The organism is Rothia sp. 11273D007AR (assembly GCF_053547255.1).
Window position 1 is genome coordinate 172,715 of record NZ_JBPPWJ010000002.1, and the last position, 12,563, is coordinate 185,277.

Annotated in this window: 12 protein-coding genes; 9 read left to right on the forward strand and 3 right to left on the reverse strand. The window is 57.3% G+C overall.

The window, feature by feature from the left end:
* Nucleotides 1-85 precede the first annotated feature (85 nt).
* Complete coding sequence (locus ACED88_RS01935) at nt 86-409, forward strand: DMT family transporter (RefSeq protein WP_449108543.1); 324 nt, start codon at nt 86-88, stop codon at nt 407-409.
* On the opposite strand, the gene ACED88_RS01940 is transcribed toward ACED88_RS01935, so the two are convergent.
* Nucleotides 406-1,437 (reverse strand): hypothetical protein, encoded by a 1,032-nt coding sequence (locus ACED88_RS01940; RefSeq protein WP_449108544.1) that lies wholly within the window; start codon nt 1,435-1,437, stop codon nt 406-408. The genes ACED88_RS01935 and ACED88_RS01940 overlap by 4 nt on opposite strands.
* Nucleotides 1,438-1,589: 152 nt before the next feature.
* Between ACED88_RS01940 and ychF the strand changes: the two genes are divergently transcribed.
* The 5 genes from ychF (at nt 1,590) to ACED88_RS01965 (ending at nt 7,054) form a co-directional block, all read left to right on the forward strand.
* A complete protein-coding gene (gene ychF, locus ACED88_RS01945; RefSeq protein ID WP_237188077.1) occupies nt 1,590-2,675 on the forward strand; it encodes a redox-regulated ATPase YchF in 1,086 nt (361 codons plus the stop codon).
* A 191-nt stretch (nt 2,676-2,866) separates the two neighbouring features.
* The gene (locus tag ACED88_RS01950) at nt 2,867-4,795 is read left to right on the forward strand and encodes a replication initiator (RefSeq protein ID WP_449108545.1); all 1,929 of its coding nucleotides are present in this window, start codon (nt 2,867-2,869) and stop codon (nt 4,793-4,795) included.
* 231 nt (nt 4,796-5,026) lie between these two features.
* Nucleotides 5,027-5,395, forward strand: coding sequence for a hypothetical protein (locus ACED88_RS01955; protein ID WP_449089957.1), 369 nt, complete (start codon nt 5,027-5,029; stop codon nt 5,393-5,395).
* A gap of 10 nt (nt 5,396-5,405) precedes the next feature.
* Nucleotides 5,406-5,681 carry a hypothetical protein gene (locus ACED88_RS01960; protein WP_449108546.1) on the forward strand — a complete coding sequence of 92 codons (276 nt, stop codon included), beginning with the start codon at nt 5,406-5,408 and terminating at the stop codon, nt 5,679-5,681.
* Nucleotides 5,678-7,054 carry a hypothetical protein gene (locus ACED88_RS01965; protein WP_449108547.1) on the forward strand — a complete coding sequence of 459 codons (1,377 nt, stop codon included), beginning with the start codon at nt 5,678-5,680 and terminating at the stop codon, nt 7,052-7,054. The genes ACED88_RS01960 and ACED88_RS01965 overlap by 4 nt, the downstream gene beginning before the upstream one ends.
* Nucleotides 7,055-7,228: 174 nt before the next feature.
* Here ACED88_RS01965 and ACED88_RS01970 read toward each other — a convergent pair whose 3' ends face one another.
* Nucleotides 7,229-8,929: a hypothetical protein gene (locus ACED88_RS01970; protein WP_449108548.1), complete on the reverse strand. Its 1,701-nt coding sequence runs from the start codon at nt 8,927-8,929 to the stop codon at nt 7,229-7,231.
* Nucleotides 8,930-9,125: 196 nt separating this feature from the next.
* Entirely contained in the window at nt 9,126-9,611 is a 486-nt protein-coding gene (locus ACED88_RS01975) for a hypothetical protein (RefSeq protein ID WP_449108549.1), read from the reverse strand.
* Between the two features lie 260 nt (nt 9,612-9,871).
* Here ACED88_RS01975 and ACED88_RS01980 point away from each other — a divergent pair, with 260 nt between their 5' ends.
* The 3 genes from ACED88_RS01980 to ACED88_RS01990 all read left to right on the forward strand — a co-directional run bounded on the left by ACED88_RS01980 (nt 9,872) and on the right by ACED88_RS01990 (nt 12,524).
* Nucleotides 9,872-10,210: a nucleotidyltransferase family protein gene (locus ACED88_RS01980; RefSeq protein WP_237186050.1), complete on the forward strand. Its 339-nt coding sequence runs from the start codon at nt 9,872-9,874 to the stop codon at nt 10,208-10,210.
* Nucleotides 10,210-10,569, forward strand: coding sequence for a HepT-like ribonuclease domain-containing protein (locus ACED88_RS01985; RefSeq protein WP_449108550.1), 360 nt, complete (start codon nt 10,210-10,212; stop codon nt 10,567-10,569). Before ACED88_RS01980 ends, ACED88_RS01985 begins: the two co-directional genes overlap by 1 nt.
* A gap of 389 nt (nt 10,570-10,958) precedes the next feature.
* Nucleotides 10,959-12,524: a hypothetical protein gene (locus tag ACED88_RS01990; protein ID WP_449108551.1), complete on the forward strand. Its 1,566-nt coding sequence runs from the start codon at nt 10,959-10,961 to the stop codon at nt 12,522-12,524.
* Nucleotides 12,525-12,563: the final 39 nt, after the last annotated feature.

Here is a 12,563-nt window from a genome sequence, read left to right on the forward strand (position 1 = left end):
ACAAAAACTCCTAGAGTCACATCGTTGTGAGATACGTGTACTTATTATTCTAGCCTTTTTTGTACGAGCCATGGAGAATGGGCCTATGCCCTACCTCTTTCTCGCACTCGCCATTGGCTCGGAGCTCATCGCCACCACCCTGCTGAAATACACCGAGGGGTTCACCAAACTCTGGTTTACCCTGGGCTGTCTGGCCGGCTATGGCTTTGCCTTTTTCATGCTGTCACTGGCGGTGCGGGACATTCCGGTGGGGGTGGCCTATGCCCTCTGGTCGGGGCTGGGCACCGCTGCCATCGTCGCCATCGGTGCGGTCTTCCTGGGGGAGCCCATCACTCTAGTGAAGGTAGTGGGTATTTCCCTGATTGTTGCCGGGGTGCTAGTGCTCAACCTGGGCGGGGCTAGCCACTAGTTCTGGTAGCAGATTTCTTCCCAGACGGGCCGGTAGCCCAGCTCCTCATTAACCTTGATCATGGCCGGGTTGACGGCCGAGTTCATGGTAATAATTTGCCGAATGTGGGGTGCGGATGCCGGCAGTCGGGTATGGCTAAGCACCTTGAGGGTGCGGGAGAGGCCAAGACCGCGGTGCTCTGGCATGACCACGGTGGATTCCTGCCAGGCTGAGGCATTGCGTGTATCGGTGGGATAGGTCAAAGCCGTTATCGCTGCAATTTTTCCTTGGTGTAGGGCTGCCGCATACATCAGTTCTTCTCCTGATGCATGGGTTTTCTCCTCTATCTCGCGCAGACGCTCAGGGGTGAAGTTTGAAGCCTCCCGGCGGACTTCTCCAATGGGTTCATCTACCTCTAGCTGGTGGTAAGCAGCTGCGGCTGACTCTAGGTGTTGTTCGGGAATTTTATGTTCCCAAACCTCGAAGGTGTAGGCAGGATCGGTTATTGTCTTGTGTTCAGCCTCCTGCACAAGGTCTGCGGGAAGCGGTAGGGGAGCGATTCTCGTGATAGCAGAATTCTTAGGTTCCAAGCCCAGAAGGGCCGCAACCCTGTTGATGGGCAGGGCGGGGTCGTCCTTGTTGTCATCCTGCATGAGGTAGCCGTAGTAGGTGATGTGGGTGCGTCCGCTGGGTTCGATAGCCTCGGCTAGGGCATGGCGGGTAAGTGCCTCTTCAAGGCCCCGCCCCTCAGCTTCGGGATGGACGGCGAGAAGGAAGTTCAGGCCGTCTAGATTCTCTTTGAGGGGGAGCGAAACCAGCACAATACCGAGAATCTGCCCCTGAACCTCGGCAACCCAGCGGTGGTTTTCGTAGTAGCTGGAGGGGGCAAGAATAGCCCGCCGTTCTTCGACTGATGTAGTTAACGGGAAGCCGTAGAGCTTTTCCTCGCAGGCAGACTCTAGAGCATTGAGCTGCTCCATGTCGGTATCGGAATCAATGTTGATGGGGCGGATGCTGATGTCCCGGGGCGAAAACTGCGCTACTGTCATGCTGACCAGCATAAAACACTGTGCTCTAGGTAACAAGAGGTGGGTGAGGGGAAACTGCCTAACCTACCTGCCGGTGGCGGGCGTCCGCACCGCTTGCAGGGCTTCACTGACGCTCCCGCGCTCGCTTGACTTACCCCTGTAAACTAGAAACCGTGGCTTTAACTATTGGAATTGTGGGTCTGCCCAACGTCGGCAAGTCGACCCTTTTTAACGCACTGACCAAAAACAACATCCTGGCAGCGAACTACCCCTTCGCAACCATCGAACCCAATGTGGGCGTCGTTAACCTGCCCGACGAGCGCCTGGCCCGCCTGGCTGAAATCTACGGCTCCGAGCGCATTCTGCCCGCGACCGTCTCCTTCGTTGATATCGCCGGTATCGTTCGCGGCGCCTCCGAGGGTGAAGGCCTGGGCAACCAGTTCCTCGCCAACATTCGCGAGGCCCACGCGATCGCCCAGGTCGTCCGCGCCTTCGACGACCCCGACGTCATCCACGTCGACGGCAAGGTAGACCCCGCCAGCGACATGGAAACCATCAACACCGAGCTGGTACTGGCTGACCTGCAGACCCTGGAAAACGCTATTCCCCGCCTGGAAAAGGCCGTCAAAATCAAGAAGGGCGACCCCGCCCAGCTTGAGGAATACAAGAAGGCCCAGGCCGTACTGGAACAGGGCGACACCCTGATCTCTAAGTACGAAGAAGCCAAGATCGATATGGCCCTGCTCAAGGAGCTGAACCTGCTCACCTCCAAGCCCTTCATCTACGTCTTTAACTCGGACGAGGGCGTCCTCGCCTCTGAGGAAAAGCAGGCTGAACTGCGCGCCATGGTCGCCCCCGCTGAGGCCGTCTTCCTGGACGCCAAGCTTGAGGCCGACATGGTTGAGCTCTCTGAAGAAGAGGCCCGCGAAATGCTAGAGATGAGTGGCCAGGACGAGTCCGGCCTCGACAAGCTGGCCCGCGTCGGCTTCTCCACCCTGGGCCTGCAGACCTACCTGACCGCAGGCCCCAAGGAAACCCGCGCCTGGACCATCACCAAGGGCGACACCGCCCCCCAGGCTGCTGGCGTCATCCACACCGACTTCGAGCGCGGTTTCATCAAGGCCGAGGTTGTTTCCTTCTCTGACCTGGACGATGCCGGCTCCATGGCCGAGGCCAAGGCCCGCGGCAAGGTCCGCATGGAAGGCAAGGACTACATCATGCAGGACGGCGACGTGGTGGAGTTTAGATTTAACGTTTAAACGCCTAGTCAGAATAGGGTTTTTCTGCCACAAACGGCGGTAGAAGAAGCCTACCTGCGGCAAAACTGTGGCACACACATAGCGTACAACAACAAAACCCGAGAGGCCTGGCCGCCTCTCGGGTTTCTCACATCTGACCTGAAAATTTCAACGAAGATTGCACATCTAAACGAGATTTTCACGGTAAGAGTATGTACACGCTTCATCATAGCACCCCACCTGCTACCCGCAACCCCCTACTCGATGAACCCTGCTCCAACCCCCAGCAGCTCATCAACACCCGCACCGGCCAGGAAACCGAGACCCGCTGCGGAAGCCGATTCAGCGAAACCTGCCCATCGTGCGCCTACCGCTACCAAATCACCGAGCGAGCCATCCTCGAAGCAGGCCAACCACCCCTGCCAGAGCCCGCCAGCAACCTGCCCCAACCCCTCGCCGTCTTTCTGACCCTGACCATGGGGTCCTTCGGCCAAATCTCCCACCACGCCCCACGCTTTCCCCGCCAATACCGCTACGGCGCCCAAATCATCACCTCAGCCTGCGAACCTGAGCTCATGCGCACCTTCAACATGGCCCTACACCGAGCCACCGCCGACTGGCAGCAAGCAGGCTACCGCCTGAGCTACCGGGGCTCACGAGAAATCCAGACCCGAGGCGCTGGCCACTACCACCTACTCATCACTCTCTCTGTCCCCGAGGCCTCCAGCTTCAACCCCACCCTCCTACCCACCCTACCCACCGCCGAAGACCTCGCCAGCCGCATCAAAAACCTCAACCTCACCGGCACAACCGTTCCACCAAACCTACAGAACCTAGCTACTGCACCACAGGTACAGCACCGCCGCACCCAACTAGGACTCCCTCCAGCAAGCTCCTCTACCCTGCGCATCCCCGCCCGCATCAACTTCGGCACCCAAATAGATGCCCAGGTCATCAACCTGCACTCCGATGCTCAGGCAGACCCACAGTCCTACGCCCGCAAGGCCTCATATCTCTCCAAAGCCCTGACCTACCTGGTCAAAGACCTCGACAAGAGCACCACCACCTCCCAGCCCGGTGCGCACAAGAACCGCAGACACCTCCAGCGTCTAGCCAACGAATCCTTCGCCCTGCTAGCTGACACCTACCTCACCCAGTGCATGACCACCTGGCTCACCCACCGCATCGAGCACGAAACCGCCACGATTGAACATGAGGCCGCTACTGCTGTAACCCTCGCTGCTGGGCGCACCCTCATCGACGAACTCAACGACACCATCACCCACCGCGCCCCCATCTACCCCAGCTGCCAAAACCTCGGCTACCTCTACCAGGTCCTTGATGCCATCCCCACCATCACCAGCTGGGAACTGCTAGATAACATCACCCCCGCTGACTTCCTACTTTTTGACACCAACGGAACCGTCCTGCCACGATCAGCCAAGTTTAACCGACTGAACGCAGATGCACTCATCGCTGAGCTGCGCCACGGCAGCCTCGCCAAGGCCCTGACACCCAGCCGGCCAGCGCACACCTTCCTAATCAACTACCTCACCGACTCCCACGGCAAGGGCCGCTTCCTCAGCGAAGAAGGCCACAGCCTACTGCGCTCCATCCGCCTCAAACTGCGCAAGCTAGTCACCAGTCACGGGCACACCGGCTCCTGCACCGTCTCCTCCCGCTGGCCGGTCACCAAGAGCCAGCTGCGTGCCAACTACCGCAACCGCCTCTATGACCAGGCCCGCACTGACTACCGCCAAGCCCAGAAAGAAGCAGCACGCCACAGCGCCCCCGGCCCGGCATTCGATACCGCCCAAGCCCAGCTCACCGCTGCCCGCGCCGCCCTCCACCAAGCCCTTGAAGCCCAGGGCCGCCACAAGGTTCGCGCACTAGAGCGACAGGCAGCAGCGCTCACCCACCAGCTAGCCCGAACCCTCAGCTCCCTGAGCCAGCTTCACCGCCTCCAGGCCCAGGCGCTCACCGACCCTGCCCGCTACCAGGCACTAGCCCAGCACATCGGGGCTACCTACCAGCAGATTAATGATGTGAGCCTTGAGCTTGAGACCACCTGCCGCAGAATCAGACAGCTGCGCACCGGGGTGGCAGCCCACATCTGGGTGAGATTGCCGCACCGAACGTGAAGCCGGTGACCGGCTCACTGAGGCGCCCCGCCAGGGGCTAGACTCAGCGAGCCGGGCACCGGTCCCGGCGGCGCAGCCGTCCGGGCTTGACCAATAAATAAAATCCTCACGAGCCACAAAGTGATGCACATCACTCATAATATCTGGACAGCCAAGGCCCCCACTGCACGGTGAAACCAGGTCAGCAACCCCGCTGGCACTACCCCTGAATTCAGAAAGGAAGCACTCACTGTGCCTCAACTCTCCATCGACGCCTCATCACTGGTCATCACCCCCGTCGCCGAAGCCACCCCCGCCTATATCTACAGAAAGACAGCTAGCGGTGACTTCGAACAGACCAACGAGCTCAAGAAGGATGAGCAGGGAGTCCAAATCTGGAACATCCCTGCCCGCGTCATCATCCCCGGTGTTCCCGCCCCCATTGCCACCAAGGTCACCATGGCCTCACCCACCCAGCCCACCGGCTACCCCATCGAAACCCCCGTTCAAGTCCAAGGCCTCAGCCTGGCCGTCTTCGGCAACCTCTCCTTCAGCATCACCTCCCTGGGGGAGAATCAGCCCGCCCCGGTCAAGGCCTTTACCAAGACCGAGGGAAAGTAGGGTGAGGGTAATGAGCACCAAGAGCGCAATCATCTGCGCTGCCGATAACGCCCACATCAGCAGGGCCGAGTTAACGGACCAGGCCCGAGCTCACTGGGATGCCATCGCCCGCCAGCTCATGAGCTACCCCGGAGCTGTGCGCCGCACCCTCGATACCTACCAGCTACCCACCCCACAGCAGGCCCAGGACCTTCACGCTAGGCTGCATCAGCTCCGCTGCCTCCTACAGGACTTCGAAGCTGACCTCAACCTCCTGGCCGTGGGAACAACAGAAGCACAGGCATGAGAACCAAGGCAGAACAGCCACACCAGAACTCAGCTCCAGCAGCACCCTGGCCTACCCTAACCAGGGTGCTGCTACGCCTGTGCGTGGCAGCGCCGCTAAGCTGCCTGGCCCTCCTGGGTGCCAGCCTCTGCCTGCTGGCCCTCGTGTCCTTAAACCTAACTCTCTTCGAAGCGATTCTTCTCGGTGCAGCATCAGCAGCGCACCTGCTCCTCTTTGTCGGGGCGCTCATGCTTGAAGCTAAGCGGCTTAAGCTCTGGTGGCTGCGTCACCGTATCCAGCAAGCGGCCCAAGGCTACCGAACCGGGGTACTTGATCATCGCAAGGCCATCACGCTGCACGCTGGTGAGGTTGAGGGAATCTACCGCCTGACTCTACAGTCAGCACCAGGCTACGCTGATGCCGACGTTCTGCCCTTCTTGCCGGTTCTGGCCTCAGACTTGAAGGCTCATATCACCACCATCGCCGACCCCAGCCCCTTCGACGGGCAGGTGCACGCCATCCTCTCCTTCGTTGACCTGCTAGCCCAGCCACTGGGGCAGCAGGCACCGACTCTCAGCCTTCCTGCTACATCTTCACCATCATCCCCCTGCACCATCGGCATCAACCGACTCGGGCAGCCGGTGAGCCTGCCCCTCTATGCCGGGGCCCACGGCGGGGTACGCATCAGTGTTGCCGGACGCTCCGGCTCAGGCAAGAACTCGCCGGTAACTCAGCTGGTCCTGCACGCTCTAGCCTGCGGGTTCACCGTATGGTTGGCCGACCCGAAGCAGACCGAACTGCGCTTTGCCGCCCCTGCTGCTGCCCGCTACGAAAGTGACCCTCACCGTATCGGGGATATGCTCACAGAGCTGCAAGAGCTCATGAGACGTAGGCAGGAGAGGGTTGCCCGCAGTGGGGCAAGCTGCTGGTCTCCTCAGCAACACGGGCCGCCCATTCTGTTCGTCTTCGATGAGCTCACCGTCGTCACCCGAGGCCAGTGTGCCGAGAAGAAGCTGTACGAGTCTGCTGAGGCAGCCCTGATTGACCTGTCGCAGCGGGCCCGCTCTGCTGGCATCAGCCTCCTATGGGTCACCCAGCAGCTTTCAGCGACTGCCCTGCCCACAGCAGCCCGCTCCAACTTCGACATCAGAATAAGCATGTCGGTGGCAACATCCACCGATGCCGAGATGGCCATCCCCGGATGCACCCACGGGCCCGATGACTACAACCCCGCCACCATCGGCGGCAGCCGCAACCCCGATGGGACCTTGAGCACCGTCGGTACCTTCTGCATCGGAGGGGACATCATCGAACGCGGTAGAAGCTACTACGTGAGCCCCGCCCGCGCTGCCTGCCGGGTCCAGGAACTCACCGCCTCATCACCGCTTAATTAAATACTGTATAGAAACTGTGGTGAACATCACATGCGCCTGCGTGGGGGTAGCTCACAGCGGGCCCTGCTCCGCGATAGGTGGAACCATGCACGGCCCGGCGGGGCAGCCCGTAGGGGAAGGGCCGTGGCACAATGGTCCACCAGCGGAGCAGAACCGCACCCCAACCACCGACCCCTAGGGCTCGAACCCCCTGACGGTCAGCTCATCCTCAATCGCCCAGGCATACCGCGCCAGCGTGAACTGTTTCTGAGCATGCCCGGCCTGCTTCGAGGCCTGCGGCAGCGGAACCCCTCGAGACAGCCACTGAGAAATCGCCCAATGACGCAGCCCGTGATGGGTCCAGCCCTGGCGGCTGGTACCCCGATATCCCGGGTAGTTATTAGTGACCTCACTAACATAGTCATACAGTGGGGCGATATACCGCCGGGTCAGATTACCGGGGTGCTGATAGCTACCGAAGGGTACTTCGGTACGATGAGGCCAGCGCTGAGGAAAGAGCGGGCCCTCACCCCGCTGCCGCGCCTTATTCCTCGTGGGGAAGAGCAGGGCATCCCACCAGAGCCTGACATCTCCCTGAGACTGACGCCATATCTCCCTCAGACGGTCATGCAGCAGATACCCCACGGGAATGAATCCAGCCTGCCAGAGCTTAAGCGCATCAGCCTCACTCATCGACCACAGGGACTGCTCACGGTTGGCCGCATCAAACACCTCAAAGCCATCGAGCCTATGCCGCTCAATGATGGCAGGGTCGTTCAGCAGCTGGCGTAAGCTTCGGCGCGAGGAGTCCCAGGCCGGATAGAGCAAAGGGGAGAGGTAGACGGTCCTCTCTTTACCCATCTTCGGGGCAGTGATGTTCATCCGGCCCGTTGAGAGAGGGCTAACCTGCTCCTGGACCAGGACCCTACCCTGATAGCCTGGCAGTAATCTTCCACCCAGCTGCTCGCTGCCTGATAGCTCCACCCCATCAAAAAGCTCTCTGCCGAGCACGGTATGCATGGCCTCATCGACTAGTCGTACCTGGTTTTGCCCCCAGGGGCCGAAAAGATGGCGAGGCCGCAGGGCTAAAACTTCCCCGATGCGCAGGGCTCCAGAGGCCCCCAAGGCTGTTATCAAGGCCACCTGACGGAAGCGGGAGGCTATCTCTAATGTTTCTTGGGCTGCTCGTTCTTCGCGGCGCCGGTAGTGGGCTGGAACACCTCGGCGCATCGAATCAATCAACTCCTGAGGCGCCCCATCAAGCAGCTCCTGCTCCATAAACCAGGTGTCGTTACCAACAGAGCCCATCGCTTCAAGGTGATGGTGGGCCCCCGTTATCGGGTCAATCTCCTCCACCCCGTGATTTAGGGCAGGGTGAAGCTGGCAGGTCGAATAAGCACAATCAATCACCCCGCTGACCCACTGGGTAGAGGGTACCTGGACTCGCTCGACAGCCCTGGGTGTATCATCGGAGCGGCTACCAGACAGCCGGATTGCATCGGCATAGAGGGAGCCGGGCCGCCCTGTCCACCCCTGAACCGTATCGAAAACCCCTCTGACCAGTGTTTTTAGTCGTCGCCCCTGTTCCCTGCTGAGCCCCTGGGCGATATCGTGCAGGTCGCTCGGTCGCACTGAGGTTACTGGACTCTGCCCCAGATGAGCTAGAGCACCCTGGTAACGGTAGCGGTAGACCTCCACCGTCCGGGCAACCCAGCCGGATGACTTAGCCTCCAGCCACTGCTCGAAGGCAGCTTCAACGGTGGGTGGGGTGAGTTGCTTGAGCTCTTGGGTCTCATCCCAGATACCCAGACCCTCCCGTGCCTTAGCTAGGGCTGCTTCTTTGCTGGTGGCGCTCAGGATGCGACGTTTGCGGGTAACTGGGTCGTGGAAGGCCACTCGTCAGCCCTTGTTGTCGGTGGGGGAGTAGATGGTGGCCAGGCCGTTGAGGACCTTGTGGCTGCGGCGCTGGCTCATAAGTCGTGGGCTCCAATGGTTGTGTTGCGGGGTTCAAGGCCTAGTTTAAGTGCTAAAGGCTGTTCGCGCGATACAGTCGCACGAACAGCCCGCTGCGGTTGGAGTGAAATCGAAGTCTTTACTTGCCGTTCCAGTCCTGGTAGGTCACAAGATCGCCGCCAAGAGCTTTGTTGGCCCGCTCCATCCATACCTTCCACTCTTCTCCATCGCTGGAGGGCAGCAGAACCCAATTCTTACCTTCAACGACGTAGTAGGTTCCGCTGGAATCCTTGGCGGTCGGGTTCTTGTAGATATCTTCAGCGGAATCGCCTTCATTTTCTGCGACTCGGATAGAGAGCGATGCGCCTGCATAAGGGGCGGAATCATCGGTGATTTCACACGATGACCAGATATATGAAGCTGTTTCACCCGCGTCATATTGAGCTAGAGGTGCTTCTTCCTTGTCATAGCTTTCAGAATCAAGGGTCTTGCAGGTAAAGCCATCTTCATTCAAGAGGTCTTTGATGTCGTTGGGTTTGGCGTAGGTGCTGCCGCCTCCACCGCATGCGGTCAAGAGCAGGGAGGTGGTGGCGATGAGGGTCATGAGCTTGGCGGGTGTGTTCATTGGAGGACTTTCTTGGTCATGTGTGTGGGTCGGTGTGCCGCATTTCTTTGTGGCACTGGGGGTCGTGATATGCTTAGTTCGTTGATTTTATAGGGTTTTGTGAATCTATGAACCGTGCCTGGTGGAGTTCCGCTTCAACGTCTAGCTTTGTAGCCTCTGATATTCTGATGGCCGGTTGCTCCCTGGAAGGAGCTACCGGCCGCTTTTATAGAAAATAAAAGCCCTATCTTTTCTCAGAAGTGGATAGGTAAACTGTGGGTATGAGCACTAGAAGTCTAAGCAGAGAAAGCCTAGAGCATAGGTCTTTACTTCAGACCCACTGGCAGCCATTCACAGAGCTGCTGGAACGATACGGTGCCTATAACCCGCAACTTTTCGGGTCGGTCGCCCGGGGTACTGCTGGCCCGGAGAGCGACTTAGATATTCTGGTAGAGATGGATCCCGCTGATGGTAACGTCTTGATGCGGGCAGCTGGTCTTATGGAGGAAACCCGTAACCTTTTGGGTACTCAGCGGGTCGATATTTTTCCTCTTCAGCTCCTCAAAAATCAAGTATCCCAGCAGGCCCTGGCCGAGGCAGTTCCCCTATGGCAAGACTAGTGAGTCAGCGCATCGAAGATATCTTGCGCGCTATCAGCAACTGTGAAGACTATGTTCAGCTTATTTCTTCTGAACCTCGTCTAACGAGGATGGGTGAGGATGCAATCGAACGGAATCTACAGATTATTGGTGACGCCGTGAAAACGCTCCCGGGGACCCTAACCGAAGCTTATCCAGAGAATCCATGGCCACAGATTCGTGGCCTGCGAAACATACTGGTTCATGAGTATTTTGGAGTGGACATTGAACTGGTTTTTGAAGTAGTTAGGATTTATCTCCCACCGCTGAAGCACTGCCTAGAAAGCCTGGAGGTTCTTGAACAGGACGGCGACGTGGTGGAGTTCCGCTTCAACGTCTAGCTTCCAAACCAGATTTACCCTCGGAAAAGTGCAAGTACCCCGTGAAAAGTGCGGGGCACTTGCACTTTTTCGATGGTGTCTTGGGTACGTGTGCGGACGCATGGCGGGGGAAGGGTGTTTAAGATAGTTTGCCGCGGTGAGGTTTTGAGATAAGTGGGGCGAAAAGTCGGGGCACAGCTTAGTGAGACAGCAACCTGGCATACACAGAGGTAGCGCAGAGGTATTCGTCCACAACTGGCCCTTGAGAGAGACAACAGAATGACCGTCAGATGAGGTTGAATAATACCTTGTGAATTGTTCCCAATGCATGTGGATCTTTTTGTAAGTTTTTAGTCATATATGATTGGCCTAAAGGACTTTAAAAAAACCTTTTTACAGGAGGAAACGGTATGTCTGAAGAAGAGAGCGATCAAGAGCGGAATCTGCAAACTGCAGCTGAAATTGCTCTTGTTGAGTTACGTCCCGGTATTGCTGCCCTATACTCTAAAGATTCAGTGGCTGGGCTAGAAACCATGTCATTTGACTTACTCAATAATGAGACTAATGCGCGACTTACTGATGGGTTATCGATGCTTCTCAACGCCGGAAGTATAGGTAGCCAATTCGTCCAGACCGGGGCTGTCTTGCAGGGGCTGGTTCAGCTTACCCCCAAGACCTTGAAAGACCTGGAAACCATGGCTCCGATGACAAATGGTTTGGTTAATTACGGTTCCCTCATGAAGGGAAGTAGCATCGGTGCCTCGCTACAGTGGACCGCTCTTCCACCCGAAACGGCTGCTCTACTCACCGGTCCTGGAATGTTGCCAACCCTGGCATTAGCTGGAGTTGCCAATCAGGTTGCAACAATTAACCGTAAACTTGATGAAAATCTTGAACTAACTAGGCAAGCTATTAACGAGATTCGCCAAGCCACCCAAGAAGACCGGTGGGCAACGCTCATCTCCCTAGATAAGGTAGTTTCAAAAGCTCTTGATGAAGCACGCTCGGTTGGCCAGGTAACAGGGCATATATTTGGGCCTATCCAAGGCAAAGAATCAGAAATTATTAAAAGCCGTGAGCTTTTTTCAAATAACGTACAAAAGCACCTCTCAGCCTTGTCAGCAAATATAGATGAGCAGAGAAGCTACATTGAAGCTAACGAACAAGCCATACTCAATGACGCTAATGGTCTTCTGTTGGCCGAATGGACGAGACATCGCTGGAATGTGCTGCGGTCGGCGCATATTAGCTTAGATGAGAGTGCATATGACCTGTTAGAAACTGTTCTGGCTACTACCGAGAATGAATATGAGGAATCACGTAAAAAACTTGAGAACTTGTTGAGTACACTCGTTCAACAGCTGAATCTGATTAAGGAACTTACCCCAGAGGGAGGGCTGGCTCGTATACCTTTTGGAAAGGGGCGACGCAGCCTAAATTCAGCTGACAAGGCGGAATCATTAGCCCAAGCAGTCTCAGCGCTAGCTGGAAAAGCTTACCGTGCGCCAGCACAACCAGAACCAAGTTTCACCGTATTTAATCAGGAAGTTGAAGAGTCACTTTATCGTATTCTTCGGTGGGCCTTGCCTCCTGGGACTCGGTTGCTGGCTTTTGCGGATGTTAATGAGGGATTCACCAACTCATACTTGGGAATCACAGAGACAGACTTCTTTATTGTGAGCTACGGAGATTTGCGGAAGAAGGGGCTAGTGGGTGAGCTTCACCCCCTGGCCGATATTCGCTATGTGCGTTTAGATGAACGAAAGTCTCGTGACCCTCAGCTGCATATCATCACAAAGGATCAAAATTTCCAGGTCGATTTTGATCGGTGGATTACTTCTGGGGAGAACCTATCTCAGGCTCGTAGGCTAGCAGATATCTTGGCGACCGTAATGAATCTTCCTGTAGACGAGAAAAAGAATGACCCGATCTTCGAGCTGGAGGCGCAAAAGCAGCTACCGGGGGAAAGGAAGTAAGAGCCTGTTTTAAAGTGCAAGTGCCCCGTGAAAAGTGCG